Origin of the sequence: Streptococcus macacae NCTC 11558, from assembly GCF_000187995.2 — a bacterium.
GTDB classification, from domain to species: Bacteria; Bacillota; Bacilli; order Lactobacillales; family Streptococcaceae; genus Streptococcus; species Streptococcus macacae.
Map to the genome: position 1 here is coordinate 659533 of NZ_AEUW02000001.1, position 23424 is coordinate 682956.

Annotated in this window: 20 protein-coding genes; 1 reads left to right on the plus strand and 19 read right to left on the minus strand. The window is 37.5% G+C overall.

The window, feature by feature from the left end:
• Nucleotides 1-15: 15 nt before the first annotated feature.
• The 10 genes from STRMA_RS03230 to gyrA all read right to left on the minus strand — a co-directional run bounded on the left by STRMA_RS03230 (nucleotide 16) and on the right by gyrA (nucleotide 12656).
• Entirely contained in the window at nucleotides 16-1536 is a 1521-nt protein-coding gene (locus tag STRMA_RS03230; RefSeq protein ID WP_003080517.1) for an ABC transporter permease/substrate-binding protein, read from the minus strand.
• Complete coding sequence (locus tag STRMA_RS03235; RefSeq protein WP_003080018.1) at nucleotides 1533-2258, minus strand: ABC transporter ATP-binding protein; 726 nt, start codon at nucleotides 2256-2258, stop codon at nucleotides 1533-1535. The genes STRMA_RS03230 and STRMA_RS03235 overlap by 4 nt, the downstream gene beginning before the upstream one ends.
• Nucleotides 2255-2734 (minus strand): MarR family winged helix-turn-helix transcriptional regulator, encoded by a 480-nt coding sequence (locus tag STRMA_RS03240; protein ID WP_003080890.1) that lies wholly within the window; start codon nucleotides 2732-2734, stop codon nucleotides 2255-2257. The genes STRMA_RS03235 and STRMA_RS03240 overlap by 4 nt, the downstream gene beginning before the upstream one ends.
• Nucleotides 2735-3191: 457 nt before the next feature.
• Nucleotides 3192-4313 (minus strand): AI-2E family transporter, encoded by a 1122-nt coding sequence (locus STRMA_RS03245; protein ID WP_003078713.1) that lies wholly within the window; start codon nucleotides 4311-4313, stop codon nucleotides 3192-3194.
• Between the two features lie 74 nt (nucleotides 4314-4387).
• Nucleotides 4388-5824, minus strand: a complete 1437-nt coding sequence (locus tag STRMA_RS03250) for a 6-phospho-beta-glucosidase (RefSeq protein WP_003079495.1) — start codon at nucleotides 5822-5824, stop codon at nucleotides 4388-4390.
• Nucleotides 5825-5952: 128 nt separating this feature from the next.
• The gene (locus tag STRMA_RS03255) at nucleotides 5953-6600 is read right to left on the minus strand and encodes an SGNH/GDSL hydrolase family protein (protein ID WP_003079185.1); all 648 of its coding nucleotides are present in this window, start codon (nucleotides 6598-6600) and stop codon (nucleotides 5953-5955) included.
• 182 nt (nucleotides 6601-6782) lie between these two features.
• Nucleotides 6783-8045, minus strand: a complete 1263-nt coding sequence (locus STRMA_RS03260; RefSeq protein WP_003080049.1) for an NRAMP family divalent metal transporter — start codon at nucleotides 8043-8045, stop codon at nucleotides 6783-6785.
• A 238-nt stretch (nucleotides 8046-8283) separates the two neighbouring features.
• Nucleotides 8284-9255: a DUF1002 domain-containing protein gene (locus STRMA_RS03265; RefSeq protein ID WP_003081972.1), complete on the minus strand. Its 972-nt coding sequence runs from the start codon at nucleotides 9253-9255 to the stop codon at nucleotides 8284-8286.
• 186 nt (nucleotides 9256-9441) lie between these two features.
• Entirely contained in the window at nucleotides 9442-10200 is a 759-nt protein-coding gene (locus tag STRMA_RS03270) for a class A sortase (protein WP_003078573.1), read from the minus strand.
• The gene (gene gyrA, locus STRMA_RS03275; protein ID WP_003080912.1) at nucleotides 10200-12656 is read right to left on the minus strand and encodes a DNA gyrase subunit A; all 2457 of its coding nucleotides are present in this window, start codon (nucleotides 12654-12656) and stop codon (nucleotides 10200-10202) included. Before gyrA ends, STRMA_RS03270 begins: the two co-directional genes overlap by 1 nt.
• A gap of 188 nt (nucleotides 12657-12844) precedes the next feature.
• Between gyrA and STRMA_RS03280 the strand changes: the two genes are divergently transcribed.
• Entirely contained in the window at nucleotides 12845-13834 is a 990-nt protein-coding gene (locus STRMA_RS03280) for an L-lactate dehydrogenase (protein ID WP_003081961.1), read from the plus strand.
• A gap of 139 nt (nucleotides 13835-13973) precedes the next feature.
• On the opposite strand, the gene nox is transcribed toward STRMA_RS03280, so the two are convergent.
• From nox to STRMA_RS03325, 9 genes are all read right to left on the minus strand, one after another.
• Nucleotides 13974-15350, minus strand: coding sequence for a H2O-forming NADH oxidase (gene nox / locus STRMA_RS03285; RefSeq protein ID WP_003080172.1), 1377 nt, complete (start codon nucleotides 15348-15350; stop codon nucleotides 13974-13976).
• A gap of 295 nt (nucleotides 15351-15645) precedes the next feature.
• Complete coding sequence (locus STRMA_RS03290) at nucleotides 15646-16602, minus strand: ABC transporter permease (RefSeq protein WP_003079665.1); 957 nt, start codon at nucleotides 16600-16602, stop codon at nucleotides 15646-15648.
• 1 nt (nucleotide 16603) lies between these two features.
• Entirely contained in the window at nucleotides 16604-17677 is a 1074-nt protein-coding gene (locus tag STRMA_RS03295; RefSeq protein ID WP_003081969.1) for an ABC transporter permease, read from the minus strand.
• Nucleotides 17670-19202, minus strand: coding sequence for an ABC transporter ATP-binding protein (locus STRMA_RS03300; protein ID WP_003081949.1), 1533 nt, complete (start codon nucleotides 19200-19202; stop codon nucleotides 17670-17672). The genes STRMA_RS03295 and STRMA_RS03300 overlap by 8 nt, the downstream gene beginning before the upstream one ends.
• Before the next feature lie 128 nt (nucleotides 19203-19330).
• Nucleotides 19331-20380 carry a BMP family lipoprotein gene (locus STRMA_RS03305; RefSeq protein ID WP_003079647.1) on the minus strand — a complete coding sequence of 350 codons (1050 nt, stop codon included), beginning with the start codon at nucleotides 20378-20380 and terminating at the stop codon, nucleotides 19331-19333.
• A gap of 85 nt (nucleotides 20381-20465) precedes the next feature.
• On the minus strand, nucleotides 20466-20852 hold the full coding sequence (locus STRMA_RS03310) for a cytidine deaminase (protein ID WP_003080758.1): 387 nt from the start codon (nucleotides 20850-20852) through the stop codon (nucleotides 20466-20468).
• Nucleotides 20842-21504 (minus strand): deoxyribose-phosphate aldolase, encoded by a 663-nt coding sequence (gene deoC, locus STRMA_RS03315; RefSeq protein ID WP_003078957.1) that lies wholly within the window; start codon nucleotides 21502-21504, stop codon nucleotides 20842-20844. The genes STRMA_RS03310 and deoC overlap by 11 nt, the downstream gene beginning before the upstream one ends.
• An 18-nt stretch (nucleotides 21505-21522) precedes the next feature.
• On the minus strand, nucleotides 21523-22800 hold the full coding sequence (locus tag STRMA_RS03320) for a pyrimidine-nucleoside phosphorylase (RefSeq protein WP_003080077.1): 1278 nt from the start codon (nucleotides 22798-22800) through the stop codon (nucleotides 21523-21525).
• Nucleotides 22787-23386, minus strand: coding sequence for a class I SAM-dependent methyltransferase (locus STRMA_RS03325; RefSeq protein WP_003082322.1), 600 nt, complete (start codon nucleotides 23384-23386; stop codon nucleotides 22787-22789). The genes STRMA_RS03320 and STRMA_RS03325 overlap by 14 nt, the downstream gene beginning before the upstream one ends.
• Between the last annotated feature and the right edge of the window lie 38 nt (nucleotides 23387-23424).

Here is a 23424-nt window from a genome sequence, read left to right on the forward strand (position 1 = left end):
TTTGAACTGTCTTCTTTATTTTAGTAATTTTGCTTTTTTGAGATAATCTTGTGCGACTGCTCTAGCTGATCTGCCTTTAACCTTCACTTGATAGTTCATTTCTCGCATCTGATTTTCAGTAATTTTACCGGCAAGCTTGTTAAGAATTTTTCTTAGCTCAGGGTGTTTTTTCAGTAAGGCTTCACGCATTAAAGGGGCTCCCTGATAAGGCGGAAAGAGCTGCTTTGTATCTTTCAGAGTTACCAAATGATACTGTTTAATTTCAGGATCCGTCAAATAGGCATCTGTAATGTCAATATTCCCTTTTTGAATAGCCTGATAGCGTAAAGCAGGCTCCATAGTAGATACTTGCAGATTAAGTCCATAAAGCTTTTGAAGGCCCTTATTTCCATCTTTACGGTCATTAAACTCAAGTGTAAAACCTGCTTTAGCTGAACTTTCAAGCTGCTTCAAATCAGCAATTGATTGTATCTGGTGTTCTTTTGCCAATTTTTTTCTAATAGCTACTGCATAAGTATTTTGATAGTTCATAGGCTTTAACAAAATCAATTTATCTTGTTTTAATATTCCTGCACGCGCAGCTTGGTAAACCTTTTGAGGATCATTTGACAGTTTTGGAGGATTTTTGAGAAGACTGGAAGTGACGGTTCCAGTAAATTCTGGATAAATATCAATGTCTCCTTTTTTGAGAGCTTCATAAAGAAAACTGGTTTTTCCAAAATTAGGTTTGATCGTAACTGAAAGATTGCTGTCTTTTTCAATCAATTCTTTATACATATTAATGAGAATTTCAGGTTCAGGTCCTAGTTTTCCTGCGATAACAACTTCTTCTTTTGCTTGACTAGCTTTAATAATATTAGGAAGGTAAGAAGCTGTTAAACCAATTAGCATCACTAAAAAGGCAGACATAATCTTTTTTAAAGAAGCCTTCTCCAAAAATTTGATAAGAAGATTAAAAAGAATAGCTAACAGAGCTGAAGAAATGGCACCAATTAGAATTAGAGAACTGTTGTTGCGGTCAATTCCAAGGAGAATAAAAGATCCAATTCCTCCAGCTCCTATTAAAGCAGCTAAAGTTGCTGTCCCAATAATAAGGACAGCTGCCGTTCGGATGCCTGAAATAATAACCGGCATAGCAAGAGCTAATTCAAATTTTTTAAGCCGTTCCCACTTAGACATACCAAAAGCCAGTCCAGCTTCTGTCAAACTAGGATCAATGGTGGTTAGGCCTGTTATAGTATTTTGCAAAATAGGAAACAATGCGTAAATAACTAGTGCCAAAACTGCAGGAACAGTCCCAATTCCCATAAAAGGAATAAATAAGCCAAGAAGTGCCAAAGAAGGAATCGTTTGAAATATCCCTGATATTTGTAAGACCACTTCTGAAATTCGCTTTTGATGGCAAATAACTATAGCTAAAGGAATGGCAATGATGATAGCCAGCAGCAACGAAAGCAAAGAAATCTGCAAATGTTCTATTAGTGACTGCACCCATTCCTCGAAGCGATCTTGAAAGGTCATAATGAGCTTGTTCATTGCTTCTCACCTCCAAATAGGTTAGCTACAAAGGTATTTGCAGGATGCTTTTCAATATCAATCGGGCTTGCTAGCTGGACAATTTCCCCGTTTTGAAAAACAGCAATGCGGTCAGCTAACTTTTTGGCTTCTTCAATATCATGCGTCACAAAAATAACCGTGATTCCTAATTCCTCTTGTAAAGAAAGCATAAGATCTTGCAATTGTTTTCTAGAAATAGCATCTAGAGCTGAAAAAGGCTCATCCATCAGCAGGATTCTGGGATTGGCAATGATAGCTCTTAAAATACCGACACGCTGCTGTTCCCCTCCTGATAGATCGTTAGGATAGCGTTTTAAATAATCATCAGCTGCTAAACCAACTTTATCTAACAGGCTTCTTGTTTTTTCAAATCGCTTTTTCTTAGACCATCCCTTCATTTCAGGGATCAGTTCAATATTTTCCTCTACTGTCAAATTAGGAAAAAGCGCAATTTGCTGCAAAACATACCCTATGTCTAAACGCAACTCCCGCAAAGGAAAACGTTCGATTTCTTTACGATCTAATAATATGCTCCCCTCACTAGGTTCAACCAAACGGTTAATCATTTTTAAAGTTGTTGTCTTTCCGCACCCGCTCGGGCCAACCAGGACAAAAAATTCTCCTTTAGCGACTTCAAAATTTAATTGATGGATAACTTCATCTCCATCATAAGATTTACTAATATTATCAAAACGAATCATAAGGTCTCCTTTGTCGCTTCTTCTTCTTTTTCACTAAAATAAATCTGCATCTGAGCCGATAATGCTTGATAATAACGCTCAGTCAGCTGAATAATACCTTTTTGCTCCTTTGCAGATAAGGTATTTAGCGCTTCTTCTTCTATTTTTTCTAAAGGCTGAATAATGGTTTCTGCATATTTTTTACCTTGCTGAGATAGCATTATCTTTTTCTCACGGCGATCTTTTTGATTTATAAGAAAACAAATATAGCCTTGCCTCTTCCAATTTTTCAAAGCAGCACTGACAACCTGTTTCGTTGAATAAGTTTTGGCAACAATCTGCTTTTGCGTAATTCCCTGTGGACTGTAATAAAGCCATAAAAGGATAAAGAGAGCCTTACTTTTGAGGCTGTTTTTTCGAGCATAGTGCTCATAAAGAGACATTTGTTGGTCAAAAATATGTAAGTATTGCTTCGTCTGTTTTTGTGATTTTCGCATTATGTATCTCCGCTTAAAAGCCTAACTTTGCTAAAAGTTTGTAACTGTCATTAAGAATGAATTCTTATTAATTTGAGGGCTATCGCTTTTTAGATAAAGCTCTCCTTTTCAGCATTTCTAAACTAGAATTAATTAGCAAGAATAATTAGTCAAATTATTTTACTAATTGACTGCTATTTTAAAAGATTGGGTAATTCCAATCTTTTAAAATACAGTATATCATTAAAGGTGTGACTTAAAGATTTTAATAAGTTATCATTGTCCTTACATTTTATCTCATTTCTGGTTCACTAAATCTAACTTTCTAAAATCCAAGCTGCATTTCTACACAACCGCAACTTATAGCACCAAAGCTTAAAATCTTTGTGCACGCACTTAGCAAATAACTAAAACGGAAATTGCAAAAAGTTTGTATTCAACATCCAATTAGGCAATTCACACCAAAGTCGAGGAATTTTTAATTTTCTTGATTCTTTTGCGTCTGCTTTTTATAAACATGGTCCTTAATAATCTGATAGATACTAGCCAAAATAGGCACAGCAATCAACATACCAACAATTCCTCCTAAAGCTGCACCGACAGTAATAGCTAAAAGAACCCACATTGAGGGAAGGCCTATTGAGCTGCCGACAACTCTTGGATAAATGACATTGCCTTCAAACTGCTGTAATAAGACAACAAAGACAACAAAGACAAGAGCTTGCGACAGAGACTGTGTCAAAATTAAAATGGTACCAATCGTCACACCAATATAAGGACCTACAACCGGTATCAAAGCAGTAAAAGCAATCATAACACCAACTGTAGCAGCATATGGAATATGTAAAAGACTCATTCCTGCTGCAGTTAAAGTTCCTAGTATCATAGCTTCCAAAGTCTGGCCAACAAAAAAACCATGAAAACGTCTGTGCAAAATTTCAACAAGGTAATGGACTGTTTTTGCATATTTTCCTAAATAAGTATCAACTAACAGATTAAACTGACGGCTAAGCTTCTCTTTGCTAGCCAGAACATACATTGAAAATACAATACTAACAAAAATTGAAATTAGAGTTGAAGCAATTGAGGTTACAGAAGTCAAAACATTGGTTAAGACGGATAAAAATTGATTCAAAATCTGGCGGCTGTAACCTGAAATTAATTTGCTGAGTTGTGCATCAGAACCAAAAGTGGCTAGTACTTTAGAAACTAATTTATTATTTTGAATAGTCCTAATCACAGCCTGGATGTCTTTAGGGTTAATAGACAGGAGCGACCTAACACTAGCGATTAAATCCGGCAAAACAATAGTAAAAATCAAAAAGACGACAAAGACAAATGTCGCATAAGCCAGAATCATCGATAAAGGACGTTTTACCTTTAAAAGGATAGGAAGGCTAATAAATTTATCATAGAGTCTCTCATAAGCACTCATGACAATATTAACGATATAAGCAATTGCCGCACCAGTTATGAAGGGAGATAAAGCTCTCAATATGGTATTAATAAAGTTAGCTCCTGCAGACCAATTTGCCAAAATAGCAAAGCAAATGAAAAAAATTAAAACAGGATAAGCGATATAGGATTTTTTTATTTTCATAGCTTTTATTATACACTAAAGTAGACCTAAAAGGCTAGCTTATGCTCAATATTCTTGATAAAATAACTTTCAATTTATAAATCCGTTCCATTAGAAGCGATAACCTTTTGATACCAAGTAAAAGATTTCTTTTTGAAACGCTTGAGTGTTCCCTTTCCTTCATTGTCGCGGTCGACATAGATAAAGCCATAGCGCTTTTTCATTTCACCTGTACCGGCTGATACCAAATCAATGCAGCCCCAAGTCGTATAACCTAAAAGTTCGACACCATCCTCATTTACAGCCTCATTCATAGCTTTAATATGCTCACGTAAATAATCAATCCGATAATCATCTTCAACATAGCCATTTTCATCTGGCTTATCTATTGCTCCCAAGCCGTTTTCAACGATAAACATTGGTTTTTGATAACGATCCCAGATAGCGTTTAATGTAATGCGAAGTCCAAGCGGGTCGATTTGCCAGCCCCATGCTGATGATTTCAAATAGGGGTTTTTAAGGGAAGCAAAAATATTACCTTGGCTTTCTTCCCCTGCTTTAGGATCGGCCGAGGCAACACGGCTTGAATAATAAGAGAAAGATACGAAATCAACTGTATTTTCTTTTAAAAGCTGCAAATCTTCTTGTGTCATGACGATATGTAAACCAGCACGCTCAAATTGTTTCTCAGCATAATGAGGATACTCTCCTCTTACTTGTACATCAATGAAGAAATAATTGGATCGATCCTCCTGCATTGCCTGCCAATAGTCAGCAGGATTGCAGGTATTGGGGTAATATTGGCCAGCGGCCAGCATACAGCCCACTTTGTTTTGAGGGTCTATTTCATGCGCTAACTTAGTTGCAATAGCCGATGCCACTAGCTCATGATGAGCTGCCTGATATTTAACTTCTTCTTCATTTTCGCCTGCTTCAAAATACAGGCCAGCTCCCATAAACGGAGCATGAAGAATCATGTTGATCTCATTAAAGGTTATCCAGTATTTAACCAACCCTTTAAATCGTGTAAAAAGAGTCCGGCAAAGACGTTCGTAAAATTCCAGCATTTTACGGCTGCGCCAACCGCCATATTCCCTAATCAGATGCATAGGACAATCAAAATGGGTTATGGTTACCAAAGGTTCAATACCATATCGATGACACTCCTTAAAGAGATTTTCATAAAATTGCAAGCCGGCTTCATTAGGCTCTAATTCATCTCCTTTAGGAAAAATACGTGTCCAAGCAATAGATAGACGATAGGTTTTAAAACCCATCTCACCAAAAAGTGCTATATCGTCTTTAAAATGATGATACATGTCAATAGCTTCTGCAGCTGGATAGAAATAGCCTTTTTTAAAAGTAAACATTTTTTTCTGACCAGCAATAATCGCAAAACGATCTGCCCCAGTTGGAATAAGATCAACATTAGCTAGGCCGCGGCCATCAAGATTATAAGCCCCCTCACACTGATTAGCTGCTGTTGCACCGCCCCATAAAAATTCTTTCGGAAATGGTTTTACATCTGTCATCTTTTCTACTCCTTTTCAAATAATAAATGGCAAAAATAAGAGAAGTTCTTTCTCTTATTAGTTATGACGGAAAAACAATTGATTAAAATCTATAAACCATAAAAATTTCTTGCCTACCTTATTAAATCTTAGAGATATCTTTTTAAAATAAGAGAAACTTTTCTATATCCTTCTTGAGTCAGATGCAGTCCGTCAGTTGTATTTTCTTCAGCTAAATTCCCTTTTTTATCTAACAAAGAAGGGTATAAATCAATATATTCAGCACCCGGCAGAGCCTGTATGCGCTGATTTAAAAGTTGAATATTTTTATTTTTCCTGATTTTGACTTTAGCAGCATATTGGGGATTTTCATTAACAGGCAAAAGAGAGAGCAAATAAATTTCTGTCCCTATGCTATAGACTCTAATCTGCGCTATCATATCAACTATTCTAGCTACAATATCAGATACAGCATAACCTTTGCCTAGATCATTAATACCAATCATTAAGAAAATTTTAGCAGGCTCTAAAGTCAGAGCTTGCTCTTGTAAGTGTTTTTGCAGCCAGATCGAATCGGTCCCAGCAATCCCTCTGTTGAACAAAGGCAAATCATGACCAAGGTATTTCTTTAAAGGAAAAAATTCAGTAATAGAATCTCCTGCAAATACAATACCGGCTTTCTTTGTTTTTATATTAGCCTTCTTAAAAGATTGTAAACGCTCTATTTGATAAGCCGCAAGATCAGTCCTACTCTCTTCCTTTTGCCTGCTTGCAATCGTTTGGTTTTGGTTTTTCATCTTTTTACTTCTTTCCTTATATTTTATAAAATACGAAAAAGAGCAGAAACAGAAAAAAAGGTCATGATGCTGCGCAAGCATTATTTTTTTCTGTTCCAAACTCTTACTTCATGCGTTATGGATCCAGCCATATTAAGTCATTTCAAGGGTTTCAAGTACTTCGTTATCATTATTACTCTTAGCTAGCTAATAAAACCCAGCTGATAAACGAGGAAGAAAAGGGCAAATCCTGCAAGGTAAATAATACCTGAAATAGACAGCCAGTAGAGCCAAGGTGATAGCTGATGTTCTTTATCATTAACTAAGGTGAAGTTTAGATAAGCATAAATTGGTGTTGTCAAAAATGAAGCAATCATAGCAAAACGCATCAAAGTAGCAACATCTCCTGCAAATAAAAGAACAATTAAGATACCTGCAATAGAAGTCAGCGTTATCCAAATATTTAAGTGTTTTTGACTGGCCTCTTTTTTATGAAACAATAAACGAAGACTTTCATTATTAGCACGTGAGTAACCATCAATAACAGTAATGGTTGTACCAAAAATACAAAGAAAAGCAATAAAAGCAATCAGCAGACGCGACCAATCCCCAATGGCATAAGCATACATATTAATAAACTGGGCAATATAAGCTGCACTTGCGCTCTTAACAGCTTCACCTGATCCAAATTGAATCATGGCACCAAGAGCCAGAAAAATGAAAGCAAGAATAGCCGTCCCGATATAGCCGACATTAAAGTCCAGAAGACCATCTTTATAAGTAACCTTGGTTGTCCGGCGCTTTTCAACAGTCCACATTGAATTGATAGCAGAAATCTCAATAGGAGCCGGCATCCAACCCATTAGTGCAATAATAAAAGGCAGAGCACTTAACTGCCAAGGTGAAGGAGCTTTAAAATCCGGAGACAGCTCTCTGTGTTTAAAAACGGCAATAACAACGGCTAAAGTTGTGGCAAGAGTTAAAGAAATCATCACAAATTTTGAAAGACCATCAAGAAATTGATAACCGCCAATTAAAAGCATAGCCCAGGTCACAACAATCAAAATAGTCGTTAATTGTGAAATAGACAGCCCAAAACCATTAGGAAAAATATTATATAAAATAGCTGCAGCCAAAATACCAACAGCTGCTGTATTAACAACAGCCGAAAAGATATTCATAATAAAAAATGCCCAAAGATAAAGGCTACCCTTATCTTTATACCCTTCAATAATACTTCTATTGTGCTGTAAAGTATATTGTGATCCAAAACGGAAAAATGGATACTTAAATAAATTAACCAAAAGTACAATAATAGCCAGTTGCCAACCATAAATTGCTCCTGCTTGTGTGGAAGACACAATGTGAGAACCTCCCACTGCTGCAGAGGCCATTAAAATACCTGGACCGAAAGCTCTAAATTTTTCTTTCCAAGTCGTTGAGCCAGCTTTTGTATTTTCTGTCATAAAACTTTTCTGCTCCTTTTATAAAAATTATCAGACTTTTCAGAATCTGATATATTGTTATTATAACACCACAGTAAAAAGAGTCAATATGGTTTTTCATGATTTTTCTAAAAATTACATTAAAAATTCAATTATTTCAAACGAGCAAAAAAGGGCAAGAGCAATTCAGAAAAAGTCATTTTTGCATCACTCTTGCTCTTTGAAGTTTTTAACAAGTCTTATTTTTCATCGTTAATGATTATGAAAATAGGCCTTTAATAGAATTGACCAGCCACTGCCAAATTTTTGTTAAAATACCCTTTCCAGATTCCAAGGCTTTATTAGCATCGAAATGGATATTAAGTCCTTTAAATGTTGATTGAGCTTTTGAAATAATACTGTTTTTCAAAGAACTAAGGGATGACTTAAATCCTTTGGTGTGAATGACTTCACTTTTAGATAATTTGATGGCAAAATTAACGATTAAGCTAATTTGGCTTTTAGACATTGAACGGTCAAGCCCATAGTTTTTTAAAGTACTCTCTACAATTTTGCGGGCCTCTGTTTCACTTAATTTTTCCCCTTTATCTGCAACAGCCGATTTTATATCGGTAAGGGCAACATTTAATTTATCAGCATCATAGCCCTTTTTCCCCTTATTCTCAGCATTAATACCAGACAGAGTATTCAATTCTTCTTGGGCCAGCCCTTTACTTTCATCTGAGACAGTCGCTCCATTTTCTTCAAGTGAATAATAAATACCAGCTAATGCTGACTCACCTGTAACTGCAATCGGAGCAGCCACAGTGATTTTGGCATGCTGAATTCCCAGCGTTACAGCAGCATTTCTATACATATCTTGAGTCACTTTTGTGATATTATTTGGTGTCTCAATCTTAACATTTAGTGTTTCATTGCTTCCTAATTTTTGAATCTTAACTGATGAATACAATTGTAGACTTGGATCATCAGCCACATTCATAATTTTAGCATAACTGCTAGTATTCAGTGTTTTTACTTTTGTATCCTTTTCAGCATTATATCCTAAAAGGTTTAGAGTCTGTGTCTTTTGTTCTTCGCTTAAAGAATAGCCCATTATATATTCAGGCTGGACATATGTCTCATCAATAACTTTCTGAACTGAGCTAGCATCATCAGCCTGAGCTGTTGCAAAGGACAAGAGAAAAACAAAGCAAAAACTCCAAAAAATAAGTATTTTTTTTAAACTCATAAGGTTTCCTTTCAAAAATAAGAATTTCATCAGCTTTTTTCATTATAGCACAAGCAACTAAAATAAAGCTAAATAGCTGACACAAATACAATGTCAGTAGCTAAAACTTTTTAATGATAGACATATTGCAATCATAGGAACTGTGTTTTCCTTACTAAAAGAAACCCGCAAAAGCGAGCTCCTTTTTCATAAAGAAATTTGATTATAAGATTGATTAAAAGCTTGTTTAACTTCCTCTTTCACCTGCTTAAAATCCTCAGATTTTTCTAAAAGACCATGTACAATAATCCGCTCTGTTGCTCCAGGATCCGTACAAGTCACTAAGGTCACTTCATTTTTTCCGGGACTGTCATTAACAACTTCAACATGTTCTGGTGTAACAGATTTCACTTCACTGATACGATAAGTATAGACTTTTTCTTTATCTGTAAGATAAATTTTCATTCCTTTTTTCGCATTGTCTAAAGGTGAAAAAAGCATTTTTGAAGAACCTGTCATTCCAAAAACGTGATGACTGGCTAGAGCATAATTCTTCTGTCCCATGACTTGGTTTTCTTTCATAGTCCCAGCCCCATAAGTCAATCCAATGTTATTTAACCCTTTGAAAATAGGTAGATTAATCTTCAAGTCCGGTATAGCAATGCCGCCAATAACTGGCAGTTTTTGGGCTGACATCTGAGCACTTAAAACAGATTCTGTACTAATTGATTTAACCTTTTTAAAATCAAAAGAAGAATCAGCAGATTTATTTTTTTCGATCTCCTTTTGACTAATCTTAGAAACCTGATATTTATTTGAGTTCCAGGCAATTAAACTGTTGCGAATCGGTCTATTAAAAACTAAAGCTAAACCAAGCATTAAGAGCAAGATGAGAAAGAAATTCTTGAGAAATCTTTTCTTTCTTTTTTTACGATACGGTCTTGTGGCATTATTTTTTGTTTTCATTAGTCTTCTTCTGTATTACCTTCTTCCTCTAGCTCTTGGGGTTTAACAAGAGCAAATGTAACAATCTTAGCTTCCTTATCTAAACGCATGACTTTCACTCCCATTGCTGAGCGGCCTGTTTGAGAAATATTAGCGACACTTGTCCGAATGATAACACCAGTATTTGTAATAAGCATAATATCCTCATCACCATCTACCGTCACAAGCCCTGCAAGCTGCCCATTTTTCTCAGTAATATTAACCGTTTTAATCCCTTTACCGCCGCGGCCTTTGGTTGGATATTCACTTGCTGCAGTTTGCTTACCATAGCCTTTTTCAGTGATTGTTAGCACCTCTTGGCTATCAGAAACAGCCGCTGCTCCAATAACAATGTCCTTGGGACGCAAACTAACTCCCTTGACACCTGTGGCAGTGCGTCCCATATTTCGAACAGTATTTTCTTTAAAACGCACCGAATAGCCAGAGCGGGTACCAATAATAATGTCTTCTTGTCCATTTGTCAAAAGCACATTAATCAGCTCATCACCGCCGCGTAAATTCAGAGCTTTTAAGCCATTTTGGCGAATATTAGCAAAGGCTGAAACCGTTGTCCGCTTGACAATTCCTTCTTTTGTAGTGAAAAAGAGATACTTATCATGAAAATCATTGGATTTTACATTAATAATGGTCTGGATCGTTTCTGTCTCTTCTAATTTCAAAAGATTCACAATCGGCAGTCCCTTGGCAGTACGGCCGTATTCTGGTATTTCATAACCTTTCAGACGATATACTCTGCCTCTATTTGTAAAGAAAAGCATCGCATCATGGGTGTTGGTTGACACAAGTTCACGAACAAAGTCATCATCATTGACCCCTGTTCCTTGAACACCGCGGCCTCCGCGTTTTTGTGCTCGGAATTCCCCCTGTCCTAAACGTTTAATATAGCCATTGTTAGACAGCGTTATCAAGACATCTTCTTCTTCAATAAGATCTTCGTCCTCAAGCGATAAAACTTCACCCACCATTAGCTCTGTACGCCGGTCATCAGCAAATTTACGTTTTATTTCATCCAGCTCTGTTTTAATAATAGTAACCACCCGTTCTGGCTTGGCTAAAATATCTGTTAAATCAGCAATCAAAGCTAGAAGTTCTTCGTATTCGGATTGAATCTTGTCCCGTTCTAAGCCAGTCAAACGGCGCAAACGCATGTCAAGAATAGCTTGGCTTTGCCGTTCTGATAAATCAAAACGACTCATCAATTCTGCTTGCGCAATGGTATCTGTTTCACTATTTCGGATAATGCTAATAACCTCATCTAAATGATCTAAAGCTATCAGCAAACCTTCTAAAATATGTGCTCGGCTTTCAGCTTTGGCCTTATCAAACTCAGTACGTCTAACAACAACCTCTTTTTGATGTTCAATATAATTGTCCAAGATTTGCCTAAGCGATAAAATTTTAGGCACACCTTTTTCAATCGCTAACATATTGAAACTAAAGTTTGTCTGCAAGCTAGTTAACTTAAAGAGGTTATTGAGAATGACATGAGCACTGGCATCCCGACGGACCTCAATGATGAAGCGAACACCTTCACGGCTGGATTCATCCCGTACAGCAGTAATTCCCTCAACACGCTTCTCCTGTGCAAGACGCACAATATGCTCATGAACTTTTGTCTTATTAATCATATAAGGGAACTCTGTAACGACAATACGTTCCCTGCCAGACTTTGTCACTTCAATCTCTGTACGAGCTCGTAAAACAATAGATCCCTTGCCAGTATCATAAGCCCTGTGAATACCAGATTTTCCCATGACCAGAGCTCCTGTAGGGAAATCTGGTCCAGGAAGAACTTCCATCAGTTCACGCGTTGTAACATCAGGCTTATCCATAACAAGTTTTACCGCATCGATCGTTTCTCCCAAATTATGCGGCGGAATATTTGTCGCCATACCAACGGCAATACCTGTTGCTCCGTTGACCAAAAGATTAGGAAAGCGCGAAGGTAAAACGAGCGGCTCTCTTTCACTGCCATCATAGTTATCAGCAAAATCAACTGTATTTTTATTAATATCACGGAGCATCTCAAGTGCAATCTTGCTCATGCGTGCTTCTGTATAGCGCTGAGCCGCTGCCCCATCTCCGTCCATTGATCCAAAATTTCCATGCCCATCCACAAGCATATGGCGATAGGACCACCATTGTGCCATACGCACCATTGCTTCATAGATTGAAGAATCTCCATGAGGATGGTATTTCCCCATAACATCCCCAGTAATACGAGCGGATTTTTTATGCGGCTTATCTGGAGTAACACCTAATTCATTCATTCCATATAAAATCCGGCGATGAACAGGTTTTAAACCATCGCGCACATCTGGAAGTGCACGTGAGACAATTACGCTCATAGCATAGTCAATAAAACTTGTCTTCATTTCACTTGTTAAATTAACATCCACTAAATTTTTATCTTGCATTAAAAAATGCTCCATTTCTAGAATAAAACTCAATAGTATTATACCACAAAAAAAGTTCCTTTTCAGCTATTCTACTATAGTTTTGCAATCCCTTTTAAATTATTAATGACTTTCTTAACAAAAAGTGATAGAATAAATAATGTATAAATATATACCTAAATTTTTTATAAGGAGATGTTTAGAAAAAAATGACTTCAACTAAACAACACAAAAAAGTTATCCTTGTCGGCGACGGTGCTGTAGGGTCATCCTATGCCTTTGCCTTAGTTAACCAAGGTATTGCACAAGAACTTGGTATTATTGAAATTCCACAGTTGTATGAAAAAGCAGTTGGTGATGCTCTTGACCTTAGCCACGCGCTTGCTTTTACTTCACCAAAGAAAATTTATGCTGCTAAATACGAAGACTGTGCTGATGCTGATCTTGTTGTGATTACTGCCGGTGCTCCGCAAAAACCAGGCGAAACCCGCCTTGATCTTGTCGGAAAAAATCTCGCCATTAACAAATCAATCGTTACACAAGTAGTTGAGTCAGGTTTTAACGGTATCTTCCTTGTTGCAGCTAATCCTGTAGATATATTGACTTATTCAACATGGAAATTTTCAGGCTTTTCTACTGAGCGTGTTATTGGTTCTGGTACATCTCTTGATACGGCTCGTTTCCGTCAGTCACTCGCTGAAAAACTTAATGTTGATGCACGTTCTGTCCATGCTTATATTATGGGAGAACACGGCGATTCAGAATTTGCTGTTTGGTCTCATGCTAATGTTGCTGGGGTTAACCTTGAAAACTACCTTCAAGACGTTCAAAATTTCAATGCAACTGAATTAGTTGACCTATTTGAAGGCGTTCGTGATGCAGCCTATACTATTATCAATAAAAAAGGGGCAACTTTCTATGGTATCGCAGTAGCTCTTGCCCGCATTACAAAAGCTATTCTAGATGATGAAAATGCTGTACTTCCAGTTTCTGTATTCCAAGATGGCCAATATCCTGGTGTTAAGGACTGCTTTATTGGACAGCCAGCTATTGTTGGAGCACACGGTATCGTTCGTCCTGTAAATATTCCTTTGAACGATGCTGAAAAACAAAAAATGCAAACTTCTGCTAAAGAATTGAAGGCTATTATTGACGAAGCTTTCTCTAATGAAGAATTTGCTGCAGCTGCTCGCAATTAATTTCTTTTACATCAAAAAAGTAAGTCTGAAGTCAAAAAGCTTCAGGCTTACTTTTTTATTTTGAAATTCTTTTCTTAAAATTTTAAAGGTATTGATAACTTTCTTATTGCAGGCTTTTTAAGTCCTTATATACTCACAGTCACGATTCTGCCGCAGATGCTGCTTTGCTAATATAATTATTTGGCTGATTGAAATGCGGAAGGAAAAAATAATCCAATAAAGCTAAGCGATCAATAGTGACATTTTCCTGAATGGCCAGCGAGAACATATGAATTCCCATAGACATATCCTCACGTGAAGCCATTTGTGCCCCAAGAACACGACGGCTTTCTTTGTCATAAACAATTTTAATAGTCACAGGGTAGTTATTATGTTCAATAAAAATCGCTTTTTGAAAATCTGTATATTCTGTTACGGCGGGATCATAACCAAAGCGTTTAGCCTTCTCTTTTGTCAATCCTGTTGAAACCATATTGAGTCCAAAGATAGAGATACCATTTGATCCTTGAACACCTAAGGATTCTATTTCATGTCCTGCTGCATTATGGCCAGCTACAATACCAGAGCGTAAAGCATTGGAAGCTAAAGCGATATAATTAGTAGCTTCTATAGCATTGTCGTAGACTGTTGCACAATCACCAATAGCATAAACATCAGGCATGCTTGTTTCTTGCTTTTTATTCACAAGAAAAGCCCCGTTACGAAAAGTTTCCAACTGACCAGCACCTAAAGCCGTATTAGGACGAAAACCAACTGCAAGAATTACCATATCAACATCGCGTGTCGCCTTATCAGTAACAATACGCTCAACCTTGCTATCTCCTTGGATAGCTTTTACTGTTTCTCCAAAGGCTAATTCTATACCGTTATCTTCTAAATTCTGACGCATCATATCTGAAAGGTCACGATCATAATATCCTGCTAAACAAGTATCTACAACATCAATCAGAACAACATCCTTACCAATCCGTTTAAACGCTTCTGCTAATTCAACACCAATATAGCCAGCACCCACAACAGCAATGCGATTGAGATGTTGGCTTTTATCCTGAAGCTTTTCAATCACTTGCTCAGCATTTTGGTACAATTTAACAAACTGAAGATTTTCTAATGTTGCTTCAAAAGTACGGCTTCCTTCTTTAATAGCTGCTCCTTCAATTGGAGGCAAAATTGGAGTTGAACCAGTTGCTAAAATTAACTTATCATAAAATTCAACATGCTCCTTTCCATCAACGATGGCAGTAACAGATTTGGCCTCATAATCAATAGATGTAACTGGAGAATTCATATACACCTTAGCACCTTTTGACTCAAACTGTTCTTTATCAGCATAAAAGAGCCCTTGAGGTCCTGAAATTTGCTTACCAATCCAAAGCGCCATTCCACAGCCTAAAAAAGATATATTAGAATTTTGATCAAAAACAACAACCTCATGCTCTTCGCTATAGTTATCTAATATAGTATTGATACTATAGGTACCAGCATGATTTGCACCTACTATAACAATTTTTGACAAAATAAGTTCCTCTTTTCCATTAATTTTTCTTTTTTAGTATATCACTAGAATGAAACGCTTACAATTTTTATGCTCACAGCAAATGATTTCGGTCTGAGCTGCTTTTTCTATCCCGGACCTAATATCATTTGCTTCCACATTTTTGATAAGCGCCGTTAAAATACGTCTCAAATTATTTAAACCGTTAAAAATATAAACTAAATAGCTGTCGTCCTTAAATAGAAAACTTCATTTTTCAGCCATAGTCGGCTTCAAACTTTAACTGCTGTACTGCACTGCTTTTTGATTGCAACAGTTATTTTGATTTGATGTAATTAACACCGTCCGCTTTAGGAGCCACAGCTTGACCAAAGAAAACAGCTAAGACGATTATTGTCAGGACATAAGGTGCAATTTGCAGATAAACAGTAGGAATTTTCGCTAGAAAAGGGAGCTGAGCGCCGATAACAGCTAAACTCTGTGAAAGACCAAAGAATAAGCTTGAAAGCATAGCACCAATAGGATTCCATCTTCCAAAAATCATAGCTGCTAAAGCGATAAAACCTGGACCTAAAATAGTTGTCCCAGCAAAATTTACCGAAATTGATTGCGCATAAATAGCCCCGCCAATACCTCCAAGAAGTCCTGAAATCATAACGCCTAAATATCTCATCAGATAAACATTAATTCCTAGAGTATCCGCAGCCTGAGGATGTTCACCGACAGATCTTAGACGCAGTCCAAACCGTGTTTTAAATAGGATAAACCAGGCTAAAACTGAGAAAACAATAGCTATATAGGCTACTAAACTTGTTCCTTTAAAGAAAATCGGTCCAATAAAAGGAATATTGGATAAAATTGGAAAATCAAATTTACCAAAGGACTGCTGGATATTATCTGTCTGTCCTTTATTATACATTGCTTTAACCAGAAAAACAGCTAAAGAAGGAGCCAAAAGATTAAGCACTGTCCCAGATACAATATGATCTGCCCTAAAATTAATAGTAGCTATTGCATGGATTAAAGAGAAAAGTAATCCGACAAAACCGCCCACAAGTGCAGCAATCCAAGGCGTAGCCTTCCCAAAAACTTGAACAAATTCTAAGTTGAAAACAATACCCGCAAATGCTCCCATTACCATAATTCCTTCAAGACCCACATTAACAATACCAGATCTCTCAGAAAAAACACCACCAATACTTGTAAAGATAAGAGGTGTGGCATAAACTAGCATTGAAGATACTAACAGAGCCAAAATATTTTCTATACTCATTTTATGGCTTCACCTTTCTTTTTTTAGGTTTAATATAGCGTTCAATAATATAATGGGCCCCTACAAAGAATATAATAAGAGCCATAACCACTTTAATCAGCTCTGGCGGTGTCCCCACGTGACTAGCATCGCTGATACTCATTCCTGGTGCACCAACACTAAGTGCAGCAAAAAGAAAGGCCGAAAGAAGAATACCAAGCGGAGAATTCGCTGCCAACAAACTAACAGCCATACCATCAAATCCAATAGCCAAAGAGCTTGTCTGAACATAAACATTGCCAAATGTTCCCAAACCTTCTACAACACCGCCAAGTCCAGCAAGAGCTCCAGAAATAATCATGGATAAAACAATAGTTCTTTTAGATGACATGCCAGCATATTCACTCGCTTTAGGATTTAAGCCAACAGACCGGATTTCAAATCCCAGTGTTGTTTTCTTCAGTAAGTACCAAATAAGAAAAATAGCTGCTAGGGCTAAAAAGAAGCCCAAATTCATACGAGAATGATCTGTTAAAGCTCTGAGCCAATCGGATTGATAGCTGGCATTCTTACTGACATCAATACTAGAATCAGTCGTCCGCATAAGGTTTTTAGCAAAACCATTTTGGATAATAGCATTTCCGATGTAAAGGACAATATAATTCATCATAATCGTGACAATAACTTCGCTGGTACCAAGATAAGCACGTAAAAAGCCTGGAATAGCTCCCACAATTCCTCCTGCTGCTGCTCCAATTAATACCGTCAATATAATCAAAAGAGGACGGGGCAAATTAGGATTCAACAAAGCAAACCAGCCTGCAGCAATCCAACCGGCATAAGCCTGACCTGATAGACCGATATTAAAGAAACCAGCACGGCTGGCTACGGCAAAGCCCAGGGCAATCAAAATAAGAGGCCCCATAGCACGAAAAATTTCTCCAATATTCTTAATACTTCCAAAAGCTGTATTAAAAAGACCCTCATAAGCCCAAATGGGATCATAACCAAAAATCAGCATAATGACAGCACCCAGCAAAATTCCTAAGACAACTGAAATCAAAGGAACGACAATTTGTTGCATTTTCTTAGACATTTACTTTCTCCCCTTTAATTTCTTCGCCAGCCATAAGCATGCCAAGCTCTTGTTTATTTGTTCTTTCTGGATCGACAATGCCTTGAATTTTTCCATCATAGATCACTGCAATTCTATCAGAAAGATTTAAAATTTCATCAAGTTCAAAGCTTACTAATAAAACAGCTTTTCCCTTATCACGCTCCTCAATGAGACGCTTATGAATATACTCAATAGCTCCTACATCAAGTCCCCGCGTTGGCTGACTGACAATGAGTAAATCAGGATCCCGATCAACTTCTCGGGCAATAATAGCTTTTTGCTGATTTCCTCCCGAAAATCCTTTAGCTGCGACAAGCTCATTAGCCCCTCGGATATCAAACTCTCCCATAAGTTTACGGCCATATTCATTTATTTTATTGTAGTTCAAAATACCTTGCTGACTTAAGGGTTTTTTATAATATGTCTGCAGCGCCATATTTTCTGCCAGTGTCATATCTAAAACTAAACCATCACGATGGCGATCTTCAGGAACATGGCCAACACTTAATTCTGTAATCTGACGTGCTGATAATTTTGTCGCATCTTTTCCCTTAATCTCTAACTTGCCTGATTTTACTTTACGTAAACCCGTAATAGCTTCTACCAGCTCTGTCTGTCCATTGCCGTCAATACCTGCAATGCCAATAATTTCTCCGCCTCTTGCTTCAAGAGACAGCCCCTTAACAGCAGGTATCCCCCTGTTTTCATCAACAACTAAATTCTCAATGGATAAGATTACTCCTTGAGGTTGGGCTGGCTTTTTTTCTGTTTTGAAAGAGACAGATCGGCCGACCATCATTTCAGCTAAATCCTGAGAAGTTGTTCCAGCAACCTCAACCGTTTCAATGCTTTTCCCGCGTCTAATAACAGTCACTCTGTCTGCAACAGCTCTGATTTCATCTAATTTATGAGTAATCAGAATAATGGATTTGCCTTCTTTGGTCAGTTTTTTCATAATAGCCATCAATTCTTTAATTTCAGATGGCGTCAAAACAGCTGTAGGTTCATCAAAAATAAGAATGTCTGCACCGCGATAAAGAGTCTTTAAAATTTCAACGCGCTGCTGGGCACCGACTGATATATCACTGATTTTAGCATCTGGATCAACAGATAAATGATATTGTTCAGACAGCTCTTTTATATCTTGACTGGCTTTTTTTAAGTTCAGAACACCCTTTTTTAACACTTCATTGCCTAAAATGATATTTTCAGTCACAGTAAATGCTTCTACCAGCATAAAATGCTGATGAACCATTCCAATTCCCAATTGCGACGACTTAGAAGGGGAATCAATAGTAACGGCTTGTCCATTCACAAAAATCTCTCCGCTGGTCGGCTCAAGCAAACCAGCTAGCATATTCATTAAAGTCGATTTCCCTGCTCCGTTTTCGCCAAGCAAAGCGTGAATTTCGCCCTTTCTAAGATTGAGCTTAATATGATCATTAGCCACAAAATCACCAAATTGTTTAGTGATATCTCTCATTTCAATGACATTTTGCGTCATGGTCTCTTCCTTTCAGAAATTTTATATTTCAGCAAAACCCACTATTGTAATAATAGTAGATTTTACTGAGACATAAACATCTCAGCTTTCAAAAAGGCAACCACTTAAGATTGCCCTTTAATACTTACTTATTTTTCTGGGACTTTTACTTTACCAGATATAATTTGCTTTTTAGCTGCTTCAATAGCCGATTTTGTATCCTTGGATAAGCTGGTTGTTGCAATATCAACACCTTTATCTTTAAGACCATATCTGGTCACTTTTCCGCCTGGGAATTTTTTATCAGCTGTATTTGTAGAAATCAGCTGAACAGCCTTACCCACTTCTTTTAAAGTAGAGGCTAATACAAAGTTTGATTTTTTACCATCTTTGGCAGTGTATTTACCTTCTCCTGATTGATCGCGGTCTACACCAATAACCCATACTTTGTCAGCTTCTTTAGCTTTTTCATTTAGAGCTTTTGCTTCACTAAATACACCAGCTCCGCTGCCGCCGGCAGCATGATAAATAACATCTGCTCCACCTGCATATTGGGCAGCAGCAATTGTTTTCCCTTTAGCAGAATCTCCATAAGAACCTACATAATCCACTTGAATTTGGATAGATTTATTGACAGATTTAGCACCTGCTTCAAAGCCCTTTTCAAAACGTGAAATAACTTCTGACTTAACACCGCCGACAAAGCCAACCTTATTAGTCTTAGTTGTTTTTGCAGCAGCAATACCAGCAAGATAAGCTGCTTCATTATCAGCAAAAGTGACGCTGGCTACATTTTTTTGCCCCTTAATGATATCATCTACAATAACATAGTTAACATCGCTGTTATCCTTAGCTGTCTTTTCAAGGGCATTGTGAAGGTTGTATCCGATACCAAAAATCAGCTTATAACCATTTGTTGTAGCCGTATCTAAATTTGATGTATAATCTGATTCATTGGTCGATTGGAAATAGTCAAACCCTGTCCCTTTCGTTAAACCATTATCTTTCCCCCATGCCTGAAGGCCTTCCCAGGCAGACTGATTAAATGATTTATCATCAACACCGCCAGTATCAGTAACCATAGCAACTTTCAAGTCAGTCTTTGCATTAGCGTTGTTTCTCGCTGCACGATTTCCGCACGCAGTAAGCGCTAAAGCAGCGACTGCAGTTAAACCTAAACCAATAAATTTCTTGTTCATCAATATGAACCCTCCTAAATTTTATAAGCAACATGATGTTGCTGAGATAACACTATTAATCATTTGATAGAAAATAATAGAAGCCTTATTTTAAATCTAAAAATGAATAGGGAAGCAAATCGCCAACTGTCATCTTGGCTGTTCTGCCATCTTTAGCCGCTAAAGTCACTTGAGCAGTTGGCTCAAAAAACTCCGCCATTACCTGACGGCAGGCTCCGCAAGGTGAAATAGGCTCTTGCGTTTCACCGTAAATAGCGATTTCTTCTAAATCACGCTGACCCTCAGAAATAGCTTTAAAAATAGCCGTTCGCTCACCGCAATTGGTCAATCCAAAGCTAGCATTTTCAATATTACAGCCTTGATAGATCTGTCCGTCCTTAGCCTTTACTGCAGCTCCAATTGGAAAATGAGAATAAGGAACATAAGCATTTTGACTTGCTTCAATAGCTGATCTTATTAAATCAATAGCCATCGTTTGTTTTCTTTCCTTCCATAATGGCAACACCAGCAGATGTTCCAATACGTGTCGCACCTGCTTCAATAAAGGCTTGAACATCTGCCAAAGTACGTGTTCCTCCTGCTGCTTTAACACCAAAATCCGGCCCTACAGTCTGACGCATAAGTTTAACATCAGCTATAGTTGCTCCAGCAGTTGAAAAACCCGTTGAGGTTTTAACAAAATCAGCTCCTGCTGCTACAGCCGCCTGACAAACTTTCACTTTCTCCTCATCTGTCAGCAGGCAGGTTTCCAGAATAACCTTAACGATCTTTCTGCCGCTGGCATTGACAACAGCACGAATATCCTCTTCCACAAAATCAAAACGGCCTGTTTTAACTTGTCCGATATTAACAACCATATCAACTTCATCGGCTCCATGACTAATGGCATCTTGTGTTTCAAAAGCTTTGACAGCACTAGTTGTTGCTCCCAAAGGAAAACCAATAACGGTACATACTTTGACATCTGTTTTTTCAAGGGCCTGAACGGCATAAGAAACCCAAGCCGGATTGACACAGACACTGGCAAAATCATATTTTTTAGCTTCTTGTATCAGTTTATCAATCTGATCTTGGTTACTCTCAGGTTTTAATAAAGTATGATCAATATACTTATTGATTTCCATGTTATCCTTTCTTAACAATCAAGTAATGATTTTTAAAATTTCAGTTACTTTCATTTCTTCCTTATCTATTTTAACATTTTTTTTGAATTCTGTAAGTAAGTTTTCCGATAATTTTTCATTGGCATAAATCTCTGCTAGTAAATCGCCTTTTTGAATCGGATCGCCAACTTTTTTATAAAAAACAATTCCTGTTTCATAGTCAAGAAAATCCGTTTTTACCGCTCGGCCAGCTCCCAGACGCATGGCAAAAAGTCCAAAAGCTAAAGCAGGCAATTCCTTAATATAACCGTCTTCATCAGCGAAAATTTTGGTCACAAATTTTGCTTTTGAAGGACGGTATAGATCCTTTAAATCACCGCCTTGATAGACAACCATTTTTTCGAATTTTTGAAGTGCTTGACCATCAGTCAAATGTTTTTTGATTTCAGCTAAACTTCTTTTTTGCCCCGCCAATTTCAATAGTAATTGTGCCAATCGACAAATAAAGTCAGTAATATCATGACGGCCTTTTCCTTGCATAATTTGCAAAGCCTCTAGAACTTCTAAACGATTACCGATAGCTTGCCCCAAGGGCTGACTCATATCTGTTATGACAGCAACAGTATGGCGCCCCACTTCCTTGCCTAGACTGACCATAGTCTGAGACAGCTCCTCAGCCTCTTTTAAAGTTTTCATAAAAGCTCCATCACCAACCGTTACGTCCAATAAGATACAATCAGCTCCTGCTGCTATCTTTTTACTCATAATAGAGCTTGCAATTAAGGGAATAGCATCTACAGTCGCTGTAACATCTCGCAGAGCATAAAGGAGTTTGTCTGCTTTAACAAGTTGATCAGACTGACCAATAACAGCCAAGCCAAGGTCTTGCACTTGCTGCACAAATTCTTCTTGGGAACGTTCAATCTGGTAGCCTTTGATGGCCTCTAGCTTATCCAGAGTTCCTCCAGTATGCCCTAAGCCTCGACCGCTCATTTTAGCAACAGGAACCCCAAAACTGGCTATAAGAGGAACTAAAATCAAGGTAACTTTATCGCCAACTCCACCAGTTGAGTGTTTATCGACTTTCACTCCAGAAATGCTTGTTAAATCTACTGTTTTGCCAGAAACAACCATCGCCATGGTTAAATGGCTCGTTTCTTCTGCAGTCATCCCTTTAAAATAGACTGCCATAGCAAAAGCTGACATCTGATAATCTGGAATAGATCCATTAACATATCCCTTAATAAGCCACTCAATCTCGTCCTTATTTAAAGCTTGGCCATCGCGTTTTTTTTGTATTAAATCAACTGCTCGCATCTTTTATACTTCTAAAGATATAGTATCCTTTATCCTTTCTTAATACAGTAACATTGCCAAATATCTCTTTCATCTTTGCTTTAGCACTTGGAGCACCCTGTTTTTTCTGAATAACAATAGTCAAGCTGCCATTTTGTTTTAAATAATCAATGCTTTCTGCGATAATCGTGTGGACAACCTTCTTTCCAGCTCTGATAGGGGGATTGCTGATAATATAATCAAAGACTCCGCTAACTTTTTCATACACGTTAGAGTCAATGATAGTCACCTTAATGCCATTTTTCTCAGCATTGAGACGAGCTAAATCTAGAGCACGCTTATTTATATCAACCATAGTTGACTTAACACCTTGCACTTTGGCTAAACTAATGCCAAGCGGACCATAGCCGCAGCCGACATCTAGCAAGCTTTTCCCGCTTTCAAGGTTAAGACTGGCCAATAAAACTTGACTGCCATAGTCTACCATCTTTTTGCTGAAAACTCCGGAATCCGTTAAAAATCGAAATTTTTCACCTAAAAGATTGACATTAATTTCTTGTCTATCGTGCTGACTGTCTGGATTTTCTTCGTAGTACATATTATTCATTTAAACTAAGCTCCTCTTTGTGCTCATCAATTTTAGCA